This is a genomic window from Emcibacter nanhaiensis (assembly GCF_006385175.1).
Taxonomy (GTDB): domain Bacteria; phylum Pseudomonadota; class Alphaproteobacteria; order Sphingomonadales; family Emcibacteraceae; genus Emcibacter; species Emcibacter nanhaiensis.
In genome coordinates this window covers 712453-733120 of the sequence record NZ_VFIY01000018.1, presented here as the reverse complement: position 1 = coordinate 733120, position 20668 = coordinate 712453, and the positions used below count along the sequence as shown (strand labels likewise).

Sequence of the window (20668 nt, the reverse complement as noted above, 5' to 3'; positions counted from 1 at the left end):
TGCGCGGTGCTGTTTTTTTTTGCCGTCCCGGGGCCGCTTTGTGCAAAGGAAAGGGTGGCGATGAAATATATAATGGTCAATATCTGGTTGAACGGGGCCGATACCGAGTCAATCTCCCCGCTTCTTGTGCAGGAGGATCGTTTGCTCCTGTCGTCAGACAGCCTTTCCTCACTGGGCCTTATCCCGCAGGGTCCGGCCGTTGTCCGCAACAATATTGAATATTACGCCCTGTCAAATTTCGAGGGCTTGGACTATCGCCTGGAATCCCCCCGCTTGTATGTGGAATGCCCGCCGGGGTGCTTCGAGAAAAATACATTGAATCTGGGGGATCGTCGCTTTGGATTGCGGGACCGCCCCGAGCCGGGCGCCATTGAGGGCGCTTATTTTAATTATGATCTGGTCTTTCAGGCCAGCGATAATGGAAATGAATTTTTCCGGGGCTATCTGCAGGCGGGCGGAGGCTTGAATAAATCCCGCTGGAAGGCAGAAGGAATTCTGGCGGAGGGAGCGGGCCAAAGTGAATTCGTGCGGCTGGAAACATCCTGGATCAGGGAATGGCCGTCCGGCCCACACAAACTTGTCATAGGCGACAGCATCTCCGACGCTGCGGGTTGGGCGAATCCCTATCGTTTTCTGGGCGTCATGTTCGGTACCGACCATAGCCTGCAGCCCGGCTACATTACCTATCCTTTGCCCAACATAACCGGTGATGCCACCCTGCCGTCGGTTGTGGATCTCTATCTTAACGGCGTTCAGTTCGGCTCCGGGGTGGTTCAGCAGGGGCCCTTTGAAACCGGTGAGCTCCCTCTTATTACAGGGGGAGGTCAGTTGCAAATGAACGTCAAGGACCTGCTGGGCCGCGAGAAGGTGTTTGTGCAAAGCTTCTATATTGCTCCGCAGCTTCTGAAGCAGGGATTGACCAAGTTCAGCCTTCAGGTGGGGGTGCTGCGGCAAAACTACGGGCTGGACAGTTTTAACTATGGAGAAATAGTGGTTTCCGGCCGGTTCCGACATGGTCTGGATAATCTTAAAACCATTGAATTATATACAGAAGCGGGAGAGGATCGTCTGGTAACGGGGGTCGGCCTGTTGCTGATGCCGCCTGTCGGGGGGGTTGTTCATGTCAGCAGTGCCCTGTCGCTGGGCGACGGGGATGTGGATAGCATGTTTTCGGTGGGCTACGAACGGTATGACCTGGACTGGGGATTTGCAGCTTACGGGGAATGGCGTTCCCGGAAATTCAAACTCCCCTCCGACCGCAGCGATTTCGGGGCTTTCAGTCACCGCCTTCAGGCTCGGCTGAGCAAGCGGTTTGACAGTCGTTTCGGATTTTCCGGCAGCTTTATCCGCAACAAGAGGCCGGGCCTTGAAGCGGAACATGTCGTTAACGGAAACCTGAATGTGGACCTGGCCCGCAGAATCAATCTGAGCTTTACGCTTCGGCAGGCTTTCGGCCTCCGGAAGGATACGCTTGTGGGCATGTTTCTGTCCCTGCCCCTTGGGGGGCGACAGCATCTGGGCGCGTCCTATCAGCATTCAAAATCCGGAGAACGCGCCAGCTTGCTGGCGCATCGTACACCAAAGCGCACCGAAGGCTGGGGCTATCGGGCGGAAGTGACCCGGGGAACAACGCCGAACGCAGAAGCGGTACTGCTCCGGCGAACGGGAATTGGCGATTTTGATCTGGGTGTCAGCGACCGGCCGGACGCCACAACAGTACGGGCCAATGCCCGGGGCGGCGTCGTGTTCTGGGACGGCGCCGTGAAGGCCGCCCGCTATATCACGGGCAGCTATGGTGTGGTTAAAGCCCCCGAAATCGGCAAGGCCAGGGTATATCATGACTCGCAATATGTGGGTCGTCTGGATGATAACGGCAGGTTGCTGATTACCGACTTGCGCCCCTTTGAAAGAAACAGGATCGCCATTGAGTCCCGGGATATCCCGCCCGGCCAATATCTGGACACCTACGAAAAAATTGTTGTGCCTCACCGGGAAGCCGGCGTTGGTGTCGATTTCAGCCGGGATATTTATCTTTCCTTTATCGTTGTCGTTCAGGATGAGGAGGGTGAATGGCTTCCCTTCGGCACCAGGGTGCTCGGCAATACGGGCAAGAATTTTGTGATTGGCCGCCGGGGAAGGCTGAACGTGAGATATCCGGCCGGTCGATACCGGTTTTTGGCGATGATATCCTCACGAACCTGTGAATTTGACTTAAAAGTCGATCCGGGAGTGAAGCCGGGACAACTACTTAAAACCGTGACCTGCCGGGTTACCAAACCGACTTAAGGAGAAGAGACGCGATGTTCAGAATTCTTGCCGCAGCGGCTTTGCTGTTTGCGCTTTTTTCCTTTACTCCTGCAAAGGCCTGTATCGGTCTCGGGTGCACCTGTTCGGTCAGTGTCGACGATGTGACTTTCGGCACCTATGATTTTCTGGCGGGAAGCCTGGATGCAGCCAGTAACGTGGAAGTGACATGCAGCGCTCTGGTAGTCGGTGTGAACTTCAACTATACCGTCGAGGCGGATGGGGGCCTTTCCGCAGACATGACCAACCGCCATATGTCCAACGGCGCGGACACGCTGCACTATAATCTCTATGCGGACGCCGCACGGACCCAGATCTGGGGTGACGGTACGTCAGGCACCACGGTTATTGCCGACGGGTACCCCCTTGAAATTCTTATTCCTGTGACGAAAAACTATCCTGTTTATGGCCGTATTCCCGGGGGACAAGTTACGCCGCCCGGTTTTTATTCAGACACGTTAACCGTGACGGTTACCTATTGAACACCAGGGTAGGGCCTGGACCAACAATTCAGGAGTCTTTGAAGCTCAGTCCCGTCACGCTGTGATCAGCATCCACCTCCAGCAGCGCATCCGCAATGGCGGGCAGGTCGGTAAGCATGAACCTGGTCAGCCGCTCATAATGCATGATGAAACGGTGGATGGCGGCCTCGTCCATCAGTTTTAGGTTTTCAGCTTTAACGCCGGTGGTTTCGAGCTTGTGGGCCAGCTTCCGTTCCTGTTTCAGCCGGAAATCCAGCACACAGTCGAACGACGGCACCAGCAGCATCACCAGATAGTCAAGCAGTCCAAACAGCTCCCGGTACGGGCCTTTAAGTTGGTTGTTCACATGGCGGCGCCAGGCGCCGGCCGGGTCTTCATTGCGTTCCAGGTCATTGACCGGATTTGCCAGGTCTTCGTCAGGCTGGGGCCGGGCGCCGACACACCAGCCCTCCAGGATCACGATATCGGCCCGGCCTTTGAAGCGGTCCCAGTCTTCCTGCGGACAGCGGTCGTCCCGGGCCTTGTCAAAGCGGGGGATGAGGGTGACGTCGTCTTCTTTTGCGTTCAGAAGCTTGGTGATGGTTTGGATGCCGAGACCCACATCGTGGGTGCCGGGCACCCCGCGGGTGACTAACAGGGGGTGGATGTCCCGGGCCAGCTGTTCCCGCTCTGCCCGGGTCAGGTAAAGGTCATCGATGGAGATCACCACCGTGCGCAGGTCATGGTTGTTCTCGAGGATCAGTTTCAGGAACGCCGACAGGGTCGACTTGCCGCTGCCCTGGGCGCCGTTAACGCCGACCACCAGCGGGCGACCCAGGCGGTTCTGCAACGCGGCAATTCTTTCGGCGACAGGCAGATAATAGCGCCTGACCGTTGCGTCAAAGTCCGGCGGCAGCTGTTCAGCCGCGATATGGCGTTGAACGGTGGTTTCCAGAGACGCCGACAGCGGAAGAGTCCGGATCATCTCTTTTCCTTTCCAAACAGCCGTCGCAGCTCTTCTTTCGCCAGCTCGAGGATTTGCTTTTGTTTGGGGTCAAGCTTGCTGCCGGCCCGGTTGATGTAGAAATTCAGCATGGACATGGCCGACTGGAACGGCGTGCCCTTGCGCTGTGTGCTCTCCTCGGCCGAGCGCTTGAGGGATGCGGCGATTTTTTTCGGGTCCTGCCAGGTGAATACCCCTTCCTCCAGATCGAGGGCATGGCTTTCCCGGGTCACCTTCCCGGACCATTTTCTGTTTTCGGGGTCTGTGGTCATTTCGCCCGTTCCTTTTCCGGATGAATGGCAAAAATCAATTCTGCCTGTATAATCGGACAGGATTACGCGGCTTGTCCAGATGGATATACGGGTCATGGGCTATAAAGTTTCTGAGAATTCAAAAATATATCTGGTCGGCAGCGGCATTGCTTCGCTGGCGTCTGCCGTCTATCTGATCCGTGACGCCGGGGTGCCGGGCGGCAATATCCATATTCTCGAGCAGGACCGGATCGCCGGCGGTTCCCTGGACGGCGGCGGTGATGTGGACAGCGGCTTCCTGATCCGGGGCGGACGCATGCACGAGGAACATTTCGTCTGCTACTGGGACCTGCTGTCCGGGGTTCCCTCATATGACAATCCCGATATCAGTGTCACCGAAGAGACGTTTGCCTTCAATGAGCGCTTTGTGTCCAACGCCCGGGCCCGGCTGCTGCGGGGCGGACAGAAGGTTGACCTCACCTCCTTCGGCCTGTCGTTACGGGACCGCTGGGACCTGCTGCGGCTGTTTCTCACCCCCGAAAACCTGCTCGACAATGTGACCATCGAGGAATGGTTCCTTGAGCATTTTTTCGAAACCAACTTCTGGCTGCTGTGGAGCAGCATGTTTGCCTTTCAGAGATGGAGCAGCCTGGCTGCCATGCGGCGCTATATGCGACGTTTTATTCATCTGGTGGAGGGCTTGCCGCGTCTCGGCGGGGTGATGCGGACCAAATATAACCAGTATCATTCGGTGGTGCTGCCGCTGCAACGCTTTCTGAAGGACCGGGGCGTGCAGTTTGACATGGGCTGCCGGGTCACGGATGTGGACTTTTCCTTTGACAATGAGCGTAAGCGGGCTACGGCCCTCACGGTGCAACGAGAGAAGGGGGCGGAAGAGATCATTCCTCTCGGCGAGGAAGACTATGTCTTTATCACCAATGGCTCCATCACCGAAAGCAGTGATACGGGCTCCTGGACCACAGCGGCAACGTTGAAGGGCAAGGCGGAGTCCGGGTCCTGGCAGTTGTGGGAAAAGCTGGCGGCAAGGGACATTTCATTCGGCAATCCGGGGGTTTTCAGCGACCGGATCGACCTGCAGAAATGGTACAGTTTCACCGCCACCCTGAAGGACAGCAGCTTCCACGACTATATGGAAAAATTCTCCGGCAATGTGGACGGCACCGGCGGGCTTGTGACCCTGACCGATTCCAACTGGCTGATGTCCTTCGTTATCCCGCGCCAGCCCCATTTCCCCAACCAGCCGGACCATGTCAAAACCTTCTGGGGCTACGGCCTCTATGCGGACCGGGAGGGCAATTACGTGCCGAAAAAAATGTCCGACTGCAGCGGCCGGGAGATGCTCGAGGAACTGTGGCGGCATCTGGGGGTCATGGACAGGATGGCGCCGGTGGTTGAGGCCGGCAGGGTTAACTGCATCCCGGTGGCCATGCCGTTTATTGACAGCCTGTTCATGCCCTGTGCCTGGGGCGACCGGCCGCAGGTCATTCCCGAGGGGGCGGAGAATTTTGCTTTTCTCGGCCAGTTCGCCGAGGTGCCAACAGACTGCGTTTTCACGGTGGAATATTCGGTACGTTGCGCCCAGACGGCGGTTTACGGCCTGTTCGACTGTGGGCGGCAACCGCTTCCGGTTTATAATTCTGTCTCAAAGCCGGCGATCCTGTGGCGGGCGACAAGGGCGCTGATGCGGTGACCTCTTGGTCTTCTTTTCATTTTTCTGTCCGGTTGACCAGAGGCTATTTTATATAGCAGTTAATTCTCAAGCCTGTTACTGTGGCGGAAAGAATTAATCAGGGAGAAGCTGATGGGAAATACCGCGATGACATCGACGGTGCGGGAGGAAGTTTACCGCCTGTTCCGCCACATGGGAGTGGACCGGGTTTTCGGCAATCCGGGCTCCACGGAACTGCCCATGTTTCGCGATTTTCCGGAGGATTTCGACTATGTGCTCGGCCTGCAGGAAAGTATTGTAGTGGGCATGGCGGACGGGTACGCCCAGGCGCGGCGCCGTCCGGCGGTGGTCAACCTTCATTCCGCTGCCGGGGTCGGGCATGCGCTGGGCAACCTGTTTACCGCCTGGAAGAATCAGACGCCGGTGGTGGTAATCGCCGGACAGCAGGCCCGCTCGATCCTGCCCTACGAGCCGTTCCTGTTCGCATCTGAAGCCACCGAATTTCCCAAGCCCTATGTGAAATGGAGCAATGAGCCGGCCCGGGCCGAGGATGTGCCCCAGGCGATCGCCCGGGCGTTTCATATGGCCCTGCAGCCGCCCCACGGCCCGGTCTTTGTCTCGGTGCCGGTGGATGACTGGGACCAGCCCTGTGCGCCGCTGGAGTTGCGCCGGGTGAGCCAATCGCTACAGGGGGATGCCGGAATGCTGGCAGAGGCGGCGGAAGCGCTGGCGGACAGCAAGAAACCGCTGTTTGTGGTTGGCGCCGAAGTGGCCCGCGACGATGCCTGGGACGAAGTCATCCAGCTGGCGGAACGGCACCGGGCCCCGGTCTGGGCCAGCCCCATGTCGGCGCGCAACAGCTTTCCCGAGGACCATGACCTGTTTGCCGGGTTCCTGCCGGCCATGCGCGAAAAGATCGTTGAACGGCTGGACGGGCACGACCTGATCCTGGTGCTGGGCGGGCCGGTCTTCCCCTATCACGTGGAGGGGCAGGGACCGCATATCCCGGAGGACGCCACTCTCTATCAACTGACCTGCGATCCGGCGCAGGCGGCCCTGTCGCCGGTCGGTACCGCCATCCAGACCAGCCTGAAAGCGGGGATTGCCGCCCTGCTCGCCGGACCCGCGCCTGGGAGCGAACGGGAAATGCCGACGCCGCGCCCGACACCTGAAGAGGCAACCGGCCAGCGGCTGACCGATGTATTCCTGCTGCAGTCGCTGGCTAAACTCCGGCCCGAAGGCAGCATCGTCGTCGAGGAGGCGCCGTCGAGCCGCCCGGTGATGCAGGCCAACCTGCCGATGCCGAACCGGGACGGCTTTTACACCACGGCCAGCGGCGGCTTGGGACACGGCCTGCCGGCGGCTGTCGGCGTCGCCCTCGGCCGGCCGGGAGAGCGGGTCATTGCCCTGCTGGGGGACGGCTCAAGCCTCTATGCCATTCAGGGACTGTGGTCGGCGGCCCAGCTGGGCCTGCCCATCAGCTTCATCATCGTCAATAACGGCGCCTATCAGGCGTTGAACAGCTTCGCCCCCCAGTTTGGTCTGCAGCAGCTGGTCGGCACCCAGCTTCCCGGACTGGATTTCTGTGCCCTGGCCGAAGGGCAGGGGGTCCCGGCGACACGGGTGAGCGACCCGGCGGACCTGAAGGAAGCCCTGCTCAATTCCTTCGGCGCCAGCGGTCCCACCCTGATCGATGTTCAGGTGGAGGAGTAATAGAAAATATGGCTATTTTCGCAGTGTCCGATTTTCGCGAGGCCGCGAGGCGACGCCTTCCCGACTTTCTGTTCAATTATATTGACGGCGGGGCTTTCGAGGAAGTGACACTGGGGCGCAACCAGGCGGATCTGCAGTCCCTGACGCTGCGCCAGCGGGTGCTCAGGGATGTTTCCGACATGGACCTGTCCGTGAACCTGTTCGGGCAGGAGCTTGCCGCGCCGTTCCTTCTTGGCCCGGTGGGACTGGCCGGAATGGCCGCCCGTCGCGGCGAAGTGCAGGCCGCGCGCGCTGCGGCCGCCGCCGGGGTGCCTTTCTGTCTGTCCACCGTTTCCACCTGTTCCCTGCAGGAAGTCACCCAGGGGGCGGGGTCGCCTCCCTGGTTCCAGCTCTATATCACGCGGGACAGGAGCATCACCGAGGCCCTTCTGGACCAGGCCATCGAGACCAAGTGCACGGCATTGGTGGTGACGGTGGACATGCCGATGTCCGGCATCCGCTATCGGGACTTCCGGTCCGGCATGTCCGGCGCCCCCGGGCTGAAAGGACAGGCGCGCCGCCTGTTCCAGGCATTGTGCCGGCCTTCCTGGAGCTGGGATGTGGGGCTGATGGGACGGCCGCATGGCTTCGGAAATATCGCGCCTTTCATGGGCGGCAACACCGGCATGGAGGATTTCGTAAGCTGGGTGGCGGGAAATTTCGATCCCACGGTGACCTGGAAGGATATAGATCATATCCGAAGCAGATGGTCGGGGCCCTTGTTGATCAAGGGCATTCTTGATCCGGAGGATGCGCAAACCGCCTGCGCCGCCGGGGTGGACGGCATTATCGTGTCCAACCATGGCGGTCGTCAGCTGGACAGCGCACCGTCCACGGCCAGTGTTCTGCCGTCTATCGTCAAGGCTGTGGACGGTAAAGCGACGGTTCTGGCCGACGGCGGGGTGCGGACCGGTGCCGATGTGGTCAAAATGCTGGCGCTTGGGGCACAGGGGGTATTCCTTGGCCGCGCCTGGGCCTATGCCCTGGCGGCCGGCGGGCAGGATGGGGTTGCCCGTATGATCGATTTGCTGATGACCGAGATGCGCGTTACCATGGCGCTGACCGGCGTCGCCCAGGTGCAGGAAATTTGCTCCAAAGTCCTGGTTCGGCAGTAACAACACCGGCAAATCAGCCCGAGCCGCTCATCGGCATGCCGCTGTTGTCGGCCTGCCAGCCTATCCCCTGCAATCGAAAAATTTCATGATACACCTATAGAGGGAAAGTGTGCCGCAGGCGTGTCACGTTTCCTGCTCTGAGCCTAACCTGTTTGGAATGATTCTAAAGTTCTTGTTTTGCTTCAACATGTTATCCCGGAAGATATAACCTGATTCCGCTATATAAAATTTATGGGATATGCAGTTATTTTCGGTTTGGACCCCTATAAAATCCTTGAAATGTCAAATACGTGATTGATTCCTAATATGTTAGTAGGCAGGGCGTGAAAACAGGCCGATTCCCCGCCGCCGGTCCTCCTTTTGAGTTATTTGGCATAATACAAATGTACTAAAAAGTGCCAGAAAAACCCGAAAAAACTCATCATTAAGACAACATTAATTAAAGGATGAAAACATTCGAAAACAACTATTAGTAATCGAGGTTGGATAGTGGATTCTTCCCAGAAAATAGAGTTGGCGCCCGTTCTTGACCTGGCTTATGCGGACAAGCTGAAAGAGCTTCTTCTGACAGCCCTGGCCGCCGGCAATGACATATGGCTGGATGCGGGAAAAGTGGACAGGATTACCACGCCCTGTCTTCAGCTTTTTGTCGCGGTTGCCCGGGAGCTTTCGGAAAACGGGGGAAGTTTCAAAATAACCCAGGCCTCGGAGGCTGTGGTCACGGCCCTCAAGGATATTGGACTGGAAGAAATATACCAAAAATGGAGCGAAGAGGAATGAGCAAGCGCATTTTGGCAGTTGATGATTCCCAAACCATCCGGGACATGATCAGCTTCACCCTTTCCGGGGGCGGATATCAGGTTGACCTGGCAACCGACGGCAATGACGCGCTGAGCAAGCTGAACGGGGTCGATCTGATTATCACCGACATCAACATGCCCGGCATGAACGGCATCGAGCTGATCAAGAATGTGCGCGGCAACCCGGCGCACCGGTCCACGCCGATCATCATTCTGACAACGGAATCCGGGGAAACCCTGAAGCAGGAAGGCCGCGACGCGGGCGCCACAGGCTGGGTGGTGAAACCCTTTGTGCCGGAAAAACTTCTCAAGGTGGTTGGCAAGGTTTGTCCATAGGAAAACCAAAGGAACAAAATTAATGGGTGCAGGAAAATGAGCGAGGCGGATCCCTTTTCACAGTTCAAGGATGTTTTCTTTGCGGAATGCAGCGAATTGACCTCCGATATGGAACAGCATCTTTCGGAACTGCAAGCCGGAGACGCCGATCTCGAAGACCTCAACGCCATTTTTCGCGCCGTACATTCCATCAAGGCCGGCGCCGGCGCCTTTCACTATACCGAACTGGTTGACTATTCCCATGTTTTTGAAGCCCTGCTTGACAAGCTGCGGGCCGGCGAAATTTCCATCTATGAAGATGTGACCCAGGTCCTGTTCCGGGCCAGCGATATCCTCGCCGACCTGATTGATGCGGCCCAGAATGAAGACCAGCTTGAGGCCGGCTATGGCAGGGAGGTCAAAGCCGAGATGGAAAAGCTTCTGAATGCGACCGGTGCTGTGGCGGTCCCGGCAGAGGACGTGTTTCCAGCCCCTGAACCGGAGCAAGAAGCCGTCCGGCAGGCGGCGACCTATCTGATCCGCTTTGAGCCCCATGCGGAAGTATTCCGCCACGCCAATGAACCGATCCTGATCCTCCGGGAACTGAAAACCCTGGGTGATCTGGAAGTAAATATCGACATGTCCCGGCTGCCCGATATTCATACCCTGGAACCGGAAGATTCCTATTTCAGCTGGAGCCTGAAGCTGACGACCGAGGCGTCCCGGGAGGATATTGACGAGGTTTTCGAATTTGTCGAGGACGACTGCAAGCTTGAAATCATGCTGGCTGAAGAGGAACCGGAAAACCCGGCATCGACGGAGGTTTTGCCGGCACAGGAGGTCGCCGAAGGAGATCCGGCTCCCGCATCCGGCGGCAGCCCGGCAAAGACCAAGAACAAGTCCGCCTCGATCCGGGTGGATCTGGACCGGGTCGACAAGGTGGTCAACATGGTGGGCGAACTGGTGATCACTCAGGCCATGCTGAGCCAGGAACTCGAACAGCTGGATCCGTCCCGCAACATGCGCCTGATGGCCGGGATGGAGGAGCTGGCCTCCCACGCCCGCGAACTGCAGGAAAATGTGATGGCGATCCGCATGCAGCCGGTCAAATCCGTCTTTTCCCGCATGCCGCGTCTGGTACGCGACCTGAGCAGCAAGCTCGACAAGAAGGTCAGGCTGGTGATGACCGGCGAGAATACCGAAGTGGACAAGACGGTGATCGAGGAGATTGCCGATCCGCTGACCCACATGATCCGCAACTCCCTTGACCATGGGATCGGGACTCCGGAAGAACGGGAAAGAGCCGGCAAAAACCCGGAAGGCACCATCCATCTGGCGGCTGAACACCGGGGTGGGCGGATCATCATTGAAGTTTCCGATGACGGCCGGGGCATCAACCGGGAACGGGTGCTGCAGAAGGCGCAGGAAAAAGGCCTGCTGGACGGTGACGAACTGAGTGACGAGGAAATCGACAATCTTATTTTCCATCCCGGCTTTTCAACGGCGGAAACCGTGACCGATGTGTCCGGTCGCGGGGTGGGCATGGATGTGGTGCGCAAGAATATCATGTCGCTTGGCGGGCGTATTTCGGTTCAGTCGGAACAGGGCAAGGGATCAAAATTCACCCTGTCCCTGCCGCTGACCCTGGCGGTTCTCGACGGCATGATCGTCGGCGTCGGCGCGCAAAAATTTGTCGTCCCGGTCAACAGCATTATCGAAAGCATCCGGCCCGCGGCCAGCGATGTGATGACCCTGTTCGGCGACACCCAGGTGGTGCGGATCCGCGGGGAATATATTCCCCTGCTGCAGGTGTCAGGGCTGTTTGGCGTGAGCGGTGGTTTCCGCGATCCCTCCCAGGCACTGGTGGTGATTGTGGAACTGGACGGCGGCAACCATGTCGGCCTGGTGGTGGATGAACTGCTGGGCCAGCAGCAGGTGGTGATCAAGTCCCTGGAAACCAACTACACCCATGTGGAGGGCATTTCCGCCGCCACCATTCTGGGCAACGGCCAGGTTTGCCTGATCCTGGATATCGACGGACTGGAAGAGATGGAGCGTTGCCGCCGTGGCGGGCGTTCCCTGAACGCAACGGATATTGAGCAGATGGTCGAGGAAGACCAGCGGCATTCGGCCTAAGGACAAAGGACAGAAGCATGAGTGAAGATCGGCAGGATTTAGCGCGGGACGATATTGATATTTCGGCCATTGCCCGAATGACGCCGGAGGCGACAGAGGATGACGCTGCCGTCACCGGAGAGACCAGCCAGTATATCTCCTTTGTTATTGGTAACGAGGAATATTGCGTCGATATCATCCATGTCCGCGAGATCAAGGGCTGGGTGCCGGTGACGCCGCTGCCCAACTCACCGGAATTCATGCTTGGCGTCCTCAACCTGCGCGGCGTCATCGTGCCGATCTTCGATATGCGCTGTCGGTTTGGCCTTGGCAGGACCGACGCCACCCCGCTGCACGTCATGATTATCGTGGCGGTGGGCGAGCGGGTGATGGGTATTCTGGTGGATGCCGTATCCGACATTCTGACCGTGGGGGCAAACCAGGTGCTGGATGTTCCCGAACTTGACCAGCGCGGCGACCGCAAGTTTCTCGCCGGACTGATCACCCACGAGGACAAGATGGTGGCCCTCCTGTCCCTGGAAGAACTTTTTAACCTCGATTCCATCGTGGAAAAACTCAGTGCGTAATGTGGAAATGAAAAATCGCGCCGCTTGTGCGCCCCAGCAAATATAAAAGCCAATTGGAGACTACCATGTCCAAATACAGTTCAAAATTCGAGCTTCTGAACATTCTGAAGCTAGGCCGCAAGAAAAGCGACGACCGGCTGCTGTCCGTTCTGCACAACTGCCAGACCAATGTGATGGTGGCGGATGCGGATTACAACATCATTTATATGAACGAGACCATGACCCAGATGATGCGCGGGAATGAGGCGGAACTGAAAAAGGAACTGCCCAATTTCAACGCCCATACTCTGATCGGCTCGAACATCGATATTTTCCACAAGAACCCGGCGCACCAGCGGGGCATGCTGGCCGGCCTGCGCGCGGCCCACAGCACCTCGATAACGGTCGGGGATCTGGCTTTCACCCTGATTGCAACGCCGCTGTTCGATGCGGACGGCAATCGCACCGGCACCAGCGTGGAGTGGGAGGATGTGACCGACAAGCTGAAGGCGGAGCGGGAAGCCGCGGCCATCGCCAGCGAAAATGCCCGCATTCGCGAGGCGCTCGACGGCGCCAAGACCAACGTGATGCTGGCGGACCAGGATTACAACATCATCTATATGAACAAGACCATGGTCGAGATGATGACTAACGCGCAACAGGATATCCGCACCGAACTGCCCAATTTCGATGTGAATAAGCTGCTGGGCGCCAATATTGATGTGTTCCATAAAAACCCGGCCCACCAGCGCCGGATGCTGGACGCCCTGACGGAAACCTACGAAGGCTCCATTGAGCTCGGCGGACGCACCTTCAACCTGATTGCCAATCCGGTGCTGGACGACGACGGACAGCGCATTGGCACCAGCGTGGAATGGGCCGACGTGACGGACAAGCTGCGTGAGGAACGGGAACGGGCCGAGCGTGCCGCGGCCAATGCCCGGATCAAGGTTGGTCTGGATAAATGTACCACCAACGTCATGCTGGCCGATATGAACGGTGACATCATTTACATGAATGAATCCGTAAACGAGATGCTGCAGGTGGCGGAAAAGGACCTGCAGAAATCCCTGCCCAATTTCCGGGCCGGCGAGGTGCTGGGCTCCAATATGGATATCTTCCATAAAAACCCGGCCCACCAGAAAGAGCTGCTGGCCCGGCTGGCCAGCACTTACCAGACGGAAATCACCGTCGGTGCCCGCAAGTTCAGCCTGATTGCCAATCCGGTCAATGACGAGGACGGCAACCGGCTCGGCACCGTGGTGGAATGGAAGGATGTGACCGACGAGCGCAACGCCGAGGCGGAAATCGCCAGGGTTGTTGAGGCGATCAGCGTCGGCGACTTTACCTCCCGTATTGACGAGGAAGGCAAGCAGGGCTTTATGCTGAACATCGCCAAGGGGGTCAATGAAATTGCCTCCATCTGCGACAAGGGCCTGACGGAAGTGGGACAGATGCTGCGCTACCTGGCTGACGGCGATCTGACAAAACGGATTGAAACCGATTATCAGGGCACCTTTGACGCCCTGAAGCAGGACAGCAACGGCATGGCGGAAAAACTGGCCGAGATTGTCGCTTCCATCGCTGAGAGCGCCGATGAGGTCTCCAGTGCCGCCTCGCAGATTGCCGAAGGCAGCGCCGACCTGTCCGAACGGACTGAATCCCAGGCTTCGGCCCTGGAGGAAACTGCCGCGGCCATGGAACAGATCGCGGCCACAGTGAAGAATAACTCCGAAAACGCCCAGGAAGCCAGCCAGCTTAGCCAGGAGGCTCGCGACGTGGCAACCAAGGGCGGTGAAGTGGTCAGTGATGCCGTAACGGCCATGGACCGGATCGAGCAGTCTTCCCAGAAAATTTCCGACATTATCGGGGTGATTGACGAGATCGCGTTCCAGACCAATCTGCTGGCGCTGAACGCGGCAGTGGAAGCCGCCCGGGCGGGCGATGCCGGCAAAGGCTTTGCCGTTGTCGCCTCCGAAGTGCGCAAGCTCGCCCAGCGGTCTTCTGAAGCTGCCAAGGACATCAAAAACCTGATTGTCGACAGCGGTAACCAGGTCAAGGATGGCGTGCGCCTGGTCGGTGAGGCCGGAACCACCCTGAATGACATCCTCAAGTCGATCAAGAATGTCACCGACATTGTTTCCGAAATTGCCGCCGCCAGCGAGGAGCAGTCCACCGGCATCGAGGAAATCAACAAGTCTGTCACCGAAATGGACGATATGACCCAGCAGAACTCAGCCCTTGTGGAAGAAAGCACTGCCGCGGCCAGGTCCATGGAAGAGCAGGCCCATAACATGACCTCCAGGATGGAGTTCTTCAATATCGGTGAGGCGTACGTGCGCGCGGCACCGGCAGCCGGGCCGAAGGCTGCAGAGGAAAAGCCTGCCAAGGCGGCTCCCAAAAAGGTGGTAAAGAAAGCGGCGTCCAAAAAAGTCGACATTGTTGACGATGAGGACTGGAGCGAATTCTAGGATCGGTTGGCGGGGAGCCTGAAGCTGCTCCCCGTCCCTCCCTTTTAACTGTCTTGAGAACCGTCAAATGCTGAACACCGGAGGACTGGCAACGATGCCGCGGAAGCAGAGAAAAGAATTTGACTTCAGCCGCAAGGATTTCAATTTCCTTGCAGAGCTGGTCTCCGGACAGACCGGGATCGTCCTCAAGGCGACCAAATATGAAATGGTCTACTCCCGCCTGGCGCGACGGATCAGGCAACTGGGACTGAAAAGTTTCAAAAACTATGTTGAGCTGATCAGGGAAGACCCCTCAGGTGCGGAACTGCATGCCCTGGTTGACGCCATGACCACCAACCTGACCAAATTTTTCCGGGAAAGCTACCAGTTGAAGGATTTTGGCTGTCGCTTGCGGGAGATGGAGAAGACACAGCGCGGCGGCGTGAAAAAACTGCGTGTCTGGTCGGCCGGCTGTTCCAGTGGACAGGAACCCTATTCCATCGCCATGATCGCCGCTTCGGTGCTGGGGGATTGCAGCAGTCGGGATATCCTGGTCCTGGCAACGGATATCGACCGCAACATGCTGCAAAAGGGACGGTCAGGCGTCTATACCTCGGCGGAAGTCAGCAGCCTGCCGGAAAAATTTGCGGACAAATATATCCGGGACTGCGCCGAAGGGCATTATGAAATCGACCCTGCCGTAAAACAACTGGTGCGCTTTAAACAGCTGAACCTTCTGCACGACTGGCCGATGCAGAACGGATTTGACTTTATTTTCTGCCGCAATGTCCTGATCTATTTTGATGCCGAAACGAAAGATAGTCTGGTGGACCAGTTCAGCGGCAAACTCAATCCGGGCGGCATGCTGTATCTTGGCCATTCAGAAGCTCTGATTGGTGACCGGCAAGCTATTGCCCCGTCGGGGCGTGCCTCCTTCAGAAAGGTGGCGTCATGAGCGAAGTCAGGCAAACGGACCGTCGAAAACATACCTTAAATGACGAACGGAATCCCTATTTCGATTACATGCGCAATGTCAATGTGATCCGGATATTGCCCGGCGACTGCTGGATTACCAGCGATCCGTCGGAAATGTTGTCAACAACACTGGGCTCTTGTGTCTCTGCCTGTATTCGCGACGTGAACACCGGTTTCGGCGGCATGAATCATTTCATGTTGCCGTCAAAGCGGAGCAATTCCTCCTGGGGCGGCGAGGACGGCTTTTTGCGGTACGGCGATTTTGCCATGGATTTTCTCCTCAATGCCATTCTCGAGACAGGATGTAAAAAATCGCACCTGGAAATAAAGATATTTGGCGGGGGCAATGTCATCAGGAATGCCTCTGCGGTTGGCACGGAAAATGCCGCCTTCATCCTGGATTATCTCGACCGAAGGGGCCTGAAAGCGGAAGCCTGCGACCTGGGCGGGCCCTATCCGCGGCGTATTCATTATTTCCCGGCTTCCGGCCGGGTGGAACGCCTGTTGTTGAAACGGTCTGCCGATGTTGGGGTGCTGGATGAAGAGACACGGCTTCTGCGTAAATGCCTGAATCCGGATGCCGCCCCGTTGAAGCTGCAGAACAAGGAAGCCGGCTGATGATGAAGCGCAGGAAAACAGTTCTGGTTGTCGATGATTCCGCCTTGATGCGGCAGATGCTCACCAGCCTCATCAACAGGGCGCCCGACCTGGAAGTGGTCGGTGCCGCCCCTGATCCCCTGATTGCACGCAAGATGATCAAGGAACTTAATCCGGATGTGGTGACACTGGATATCGAAATGCCGAAAATGGACGGTATTACCTTCCTGTCCAAGATCATGACGCTGCGCCCCACGCCGGTGGTGATGATTTCCTCCCTGACCCAGGAAAGTGCCGAGGCGACCATGAAGGCGCTGGAACTGGGGGCGGTGGATTATGTGGCCAAACCCATGTCCGGTCTTCGGGAAAACCTGCTTCTGCTGGAGGATGAAATCACCGCAAAGGTTCGTTCGGCGGCGGGGGCGCGGGTCAGGCAGCTTGTTTTGAAAGGTGACGCGAAACCGAACCTGTCCTTTTCCACCACGGAGCAGGTGATAGCCATCGGGGCGTCTACCGGCGGTGTGCAGGCTATTACCCAGATTCTGGAGGAGATGCCGGCAAATTCACCGGCGGTGGTGATTACCCAGCATATGCCGAAGGAATTCACCGGCGGGTTTGCGGCCCGGCTGAACGGCAAAACAGCGATGCAGGTGAGCGAAGCCCGGCAGGGGGAACGCATTATTCCCGGCCATGTCTTCATTGCACCGGGAGATACGCACCTGGGAGTACAACGGTCCGGCGCCTACTACACCTGTAATCTGACGGATGGGCCCAAGGTCTCCGGTCACCGGCCTTCGGTAGACGCCATGTTCGCCTCCGTTGCCGAGGCCGTGGGTGACCGGGCGATCGGTGTGATCCTGACCGGTATGGGCAAGGATGGCGCCGAGGGGCTCCTGCAGATGCGCAAGGCCGGAGCGCGGACTTTCGGCCAGGACGAGGCGACAGCGACGGTCTATGGCATGTGCGGGGTTGCATGGAAAACAGGGGCAGTGGAACAACAATTGCCGCTGTCACAAATGGCATCAAATATTTTGAACGCCTGCAGGGACATTGGTGAAGCCTGCAGAAAAGCCGGGTGAGGCTGATATGGATTTTGCAAGGAATAGGGCAGAAACAATGGAAATGAATGTATCACCGCTCAGCAAACAAGCGGACACGGCCAAAAGTTTTGATGGTTCTGCGGACGAAGAGGTTCTGGACCTGCTCCGGCGCTGGAACGGCCTGTCAGATATCCAGCGTATAAGCTTTACCCATCTGTGTAAGGAACTGGATATTGTTTCCAACCTGGTGGAAACGCATACCAGCGAGCTGTCCAGCTGTTTCAGCACCGTCATTGAAACGACCAACGCCCAGAGCGCCTGCATCAATGAAATCATTGAATCCGCCAGCTTCATGACCGATGAACACAATGACAGGTCGCTGCCCAACCTGATCCGCTATCTTGATGATACGCTGAATGACGGGATCTCAAAGGTCCTCAACCTCTGTAAGCAGGCCCTGATCATGGTGACCGACCTTGAGGACGTTATCGAGCATGTTACCGAGGCCGAGGAAATGGTGCTCAAGATCGAGGATATCAACAAGAAGACCAACCTGCTGGCACTGAATGCGAAGATTGAATCCGCCCGCGCCGGGGAAGCGGGGCGCGGCTTTTCGGTCGTTTCTGATGAAATGCGCGACCTGTCCAATATGGTGAATTCGGTGGCCGGCAATATCCAGGGCCGGATGGGCGAAGTTTCGCGGGGAATCCACGCCAGCTTCGACAGGCTCAAGGATATCGCCAACATTGACATCAATCCCAACATTGCCGCCAAGGACCAGATCGGCGAAATGATGAACAACCTGATGGAATATAACAAGGAATTCCAGAAGAAGCTGCAGGAATCCTCTGCGCTGTCGACAAAAATATCCGGCGATATTTCCGGTCTGACCACGGGGCTGCAATACCAGGATCGCTCCAGTCAGTATATGCGGACAATCCGGGTTACCCTGGAAAAGCTGGGTGAGTTCCTGAGGGAAGCGGAAGCGGAATCCGCCTGCGCCCTGAAAGGGGGGGCGTCCCCCCGGGAACAGGACCTCGAAGACTGGATCAACAGGCTGGTGGATAATTTCCCGTTGCAGGAAGTCCGCGACCGTTTCCTGAAGCAGCTCGGCAGGACGCCGGTGGAAGATGTCAAACCGGCGGTCGCTCCGGCAGATGACGAGGATGACGACGGCATTGAAATGTTCTGAAGGGAAAAGCCGCCGTCACTGTGCGGGGCTGCAGCTGCATTTGGAGATATCTTCCTGCTGACAGGCCTTGTAGGTCTTGAGAAGCCCTTCCAGATAGGTCTGGTAACGGCCCAGTTTCTTGCTCATCAGCACTTGCAGCGCCTGCTCTGAATGAGTGATGGCCTCCTCGAGGTAGGCGGCGTCCCTGCGCAGCACTGCCAGATTGCAATTCAGCTCGCCAAGGTTGATTTCCACTTCCGCCCAGTTGGCCGGGAAACGCTCACGGGTATAGACGGTTTGCGCTTTGCTGAATTCGTCGATGGCGGCGGCAAGCTGGTCCGGTTTTCCTTCCAGTTGCGAGAGAATGGCCAGGCTGACCGCCAGGTTATTCTGCACCATGGCCCAGGTCAGGCCGGTTTTTTCCGGGTCCAGCCAGCGCAGAGCCTCCCGGCAGTGCTCGCCGGCCAGGTGAACCAGCGGAATGCCCTCCGTGCCGCGGTTGTATCCCTTGCGGTAGAGTGACAGGCAGATATTCTGCTGGGTCAGGGCCCAGTCCACGGGTTGGAATTCGGGGCGGAGGACAGTCAGCGCCGCCTGCATGCTTTCCAGGCCGCGGTCGAAATAATATTCCGCCTCGTCGCCTTCGCTCAGTTCCCCCAGCCGCATATAGACCACGCCCATATTGCGCTTCTGCAGGGCCCAGAGCTGGGGCATGGATTTTTCGTCCAGCACCTCGGCGGCTTCAAGCATCACTGTTTCCGCCTGTCTGAGGAGCTCGCGGCTTTTTTCAGGACTGTCGGCATAAAGATGCTGGCGGATCAGGGTGCTGGCCAGGTTGATTTTAAGGCTTGCCCAGTCCCGGGGATACTGTTGCTTGTCACGCACCTCGAGGGCATCCCGGCAGCTTTGTTCCGCTTCGAGATATTGGGTAAGGTCAGCGTCATAGTCGCCGAGCAGGCGCTGTTTATAACACAGCTGTCCGTTGAGCAGGGCCCAGAGCTGCGGGTCTGTTTTCGGATTGATGGTCCGTTTCACGTTGCGGTCACCCAGGATTGAGGCCCGGAGCCATTCCATCGAGGCCTGGTAGGAGCGGACTGCTTCCTGGCGCACGGCACGGAGGTCGTCAGTTTCCGGCGTCATCAGCTCGAGGGCGATCTTTTTGATGTCCGGCAGGGTATCATCCGGCTGGTCAAATTCCAGCGGGATGGTCAGCTGGCTTTCGGCAATCTGGGTCGGCCGGCCGCCAATATCGAGGGAAACCGGGCTGATGCCGGTTCCCGGTGATATGAAACGGACCTGCAGCCGGTCGCCGTCATTCTGCCCCCAGATGAGGATATGGGCCCCGGTTCGGGTCAGTTTTTGCCGTCCGTCTCCCCGGATTTTCTCGAGGCGGGCGCTGATATCTCCCGGTCCGCTGAGCGACGGCCGGTCGCAGGCTTGGAGCACGGTCACGTAGCGACTGAGCTTTGCATCTTTCAGGAATTCCCTTGTCAGCATCCGCTGGCCCCGGTTTTCAGGATCATTGCCAAAGCGGGCAATAATGACGCCAAGCCGTCCCGGCGGAGTGTGCAGGGGCGTGAAGAACTCATTGACCCGGCAGGTCAGGTCGCTGTTGGGGGAAAAGGCGCGAACGGTGAAAACAATCGCAACGATGGCGACCATCAGGAGTGCTGTCGGCCACAAGGCGATCGGACGGAACCAGGCCGGCGCTGTTTGCGTTGGAACCGGTGGTGGCGGAACAGGATGCGAGGACGGTGGCGGAGACAAATGTTCGTCTTCTTCAGTCAGGTAAAGGCTGGCCGCCTCCACGCCAAGTGCGCGGGCAATGCGCTCTATGGTCTGGGGGGCGACGGGCAGTTCCCGGAAGACTTTGCTCACCAGGTCCTTGGGCGCCGCGTCAAGCTCTTCCAGGTCGGCAATGCGATTGGCGAGCGCGGCTTGGGTTTTCTTGTCCAGATCGCTTTCGGCGAGCGCCTTTTCAAGCTTGAGTCGGGAGGCCCGGACCCCGCGGTTGCGCGTCCGGCCGTTTTGGTCGCCGTTTCCGTTATTCTCCATCTTTGCCG

Annotated in this window: 16 protein-coding genes and 1 pseudogene; 14 read left to right on the top strand and 3 right to left on the bottom strand. The window is 57.9% G+C overall.

Features of this window, described 5'->3' with window-relative positions; all coding sequences use genetic code 11:
* The first annotated feature begins 60 nt into the window (after positions 1-60).
* Complete coding sequence (locus FIV46_RS17610) at positions 61-2286, top strand: fimbria/pilus outer membrane usher protein (protein WP_181163297.1); 2226 nt, start codon at positions 61-63, stop codon at positions 2284-2286.
* 14 nt (positions 2287-2300) lie between these two features.
* On the top strand, positions 2301-2786 hold the full coding sequence (locus FIV46_RS17605) for a Csu type fimbrial protein (RefSeq protein ID WP_139942227.1): 486 nt from the start codon (positions 2301-2303) through the stop codon (positions 2784-2786).
* A 28-nt stretch (positions 2787-2814) separates the two neighbouring features.
* Here FIV46_RS17605 and FIV46_RS17600 read toward each other — a convergent pair whose 3' ends face one another.
* Positions 2815-3750: a hypothetical protein gene (locus FIV46_RS17600; RefSeq protein ID WP_219846183.1), complete on the bottom strand. Its 936-nt coding sequence runs from the start codon at positions 3748-3750 to the stop codon at positions 2815-2817.
* The gene (locus FIV46_RS17595; protein WP_139942226.1) at positions 3747-4040 is read right to left on the bottom strand and encodes a DUF3175 domain-containing protein; all 294 of its coding nucleotides are present in this window, start codon (positions 4038-4040) and stop codon (positions 3747-3749) included. Before FIV46_RS17595 ends, FIV46_RS17600 begins: the two co-directional genes overlap by 4 nt.
* 94 nt (positions 4041-4134) lie before the next feature.
* Here FIV46_RS17595 and FIV46_RS17590 point away from each other — a divergent pair, with 94 nt between their 5' ends.
* The 12 genes and pseudogenes from FIV46_RS17590 (at position 4135) to FIV46_RS17535 (ending at position 18626) form a co-directional block, all read left to right on the top strand.
* The gene (locus FIV46_RS17590; RefSeq protein WP_139942225.1) at positions 4135-5730 is read left to right on the top strand and encodes an oleate hydratase; all 1596 of its coding nucleotides are present in this window, start codon (positions 4135-4137) and stop codon (positions 5728-5730) included.
* 111 nt (positions 5731-5841) lie between these two features.
* A complete protein-coding gene (gene mdlC, locus FIV46_RS17585) occupies positions 5842-7422 on the top strand; it encodes a benzoylformate decarboxylase (protein ID WP_139942224.1) in 1581 nt (526 codons plus the stop codon).
* 8 nt (positions 7423-7430) lie between these two features.
* Positions 7431-8576: an L-lactate dehydrogenase gene (locus FIV46_RS17580; RefSeq protein ID WP_139942223.1), complete on the top strand. Its 1146-nt coding sequence runs from the start codon at positions 7431-7433 to the stop codon at positions 8574-8576.
* A gap of 513 nt (positions 8577-9089) precedes the next feature.
* On the top strand, positions 9090-9356 hold the full coding sequence (locus tag FIV46_RS17575) for an STAS domain-containing protein (RefSeq protein WP_181163296.1): 267 nt from the start codon (positions 9090-9092) through the stop codon (positions 9354-9356).
* Positions 9353-9712 (top strand): response regulator, encoded by a 360-nt coding sequence (locus FIV46_RS17570; protein WP_139942221.1) that lies wholly within the window; start codon positions 9353-9355, stop codon positions 9710-9712. The genes FIV46_RS17575 and FIV46_RS17570 overlap by 4 nt, the downstream gene beginning before the upstream one ends.
* 36 nt (positions 9713-9748) lie before the next feature.
* Positions 9749-11827 carry a chemotaxis protein CheA gene (locus tag FIV46_RS17565; protein WP_139942220.1) on the top strand — a complete coding sequence of 693 codons (2079 nt, stop codon included), beginning with the start codon at positions 9749-9751 and terminating at the stop codon, positions 11825-11827.
* 17 nt (positions 11828-11844) lie between these two features.
* The gene (locus FIV46_RS17560) at positions 11845-12393 is read left to right on the top strand and encodes a chemotaxis protein CheW (RefSeq protein WP_219846182.1); all 549 of its coding nucleotides are present in this window, start codon (positions 11845-11847) and stop codon (positions 12391-12393) included.
* 65 nt (positions 12394-12458) lie between these two features.
* Positions 12459-14585: pseudogene (locus FIV46_RS17555) on the top strand (methyl-accepting chemotaxis protein); the annotation flags it as partial.
* Between the two features lie 325 nt (positions 14586-14910).
* Positions 14911-15777 carry a CheR family methyltransferase gene (locus tag FIV46_RS17550; protein ID WP_139942218.1) on the top strand — a complete coding sequence of 289 codons (867 nt, stop codon included), beginning with the start codon at positions 14911-14913 and terminating at the stop codon, positions 15775-15777.
* Positions 15774-16415, top strand: a complete 642-nt coding sequence (locus FIV46_RS17545; RefSeq protein ID WP_139942217.1) for a chemoreceptor glutamine deamidase CheD — start codon at positions 15774-15776, stop codon at positions 16413-16415. Before FIV46_RS17550 ends, FIV46_RS17545 begins: the two co-directional genes overlap by 4 nt.
* 2 nt (positions 16416-16417) lie before the next feature.
* Positions 16418-17473 carry a protein-glutamate methylesterase/protein-glutamine glutaminase gene (locus FIV46_RS17540; RefSeq protein ID WP_139942290.1) on the top strand — a complete coding sequence of 352 codons (1056 nt, stop codon included), beginning with the start codon at positions 16418-16420 and terminating at the stop codon, positions 17471-17473.
* A gap of 37 nt (positions 17474-17510) precedes the next feature.
* A complete protein-coding gene (locus FIV46_RS17535; RefSeq protein WP_181163294.1) occupies positions 17511-18626 on the top strand; it encodes a methyl-accepting chemotaxis protein in 1116 nt (371 codons plus the stop codon).
* A 15-nt stretch (positions 18627-18641) separates the two neighbouring features.
* On the opposite strand, the gene FIV46_RS17530 is transcribed toward FIV46_RS17535, so the two are convergent.
* Positions 18642-20660, bottom strand: a complete 2019-nt coding sequence (locus tag FIV46_RS17530) for a hypothetical protein (protein WP_139942215.1) — start codon at positions 20658-20660, stop codon at positions 18642-18644.
* Between the last annotated feature and the right edge of the window lie 8 nt (positions 20661-20668).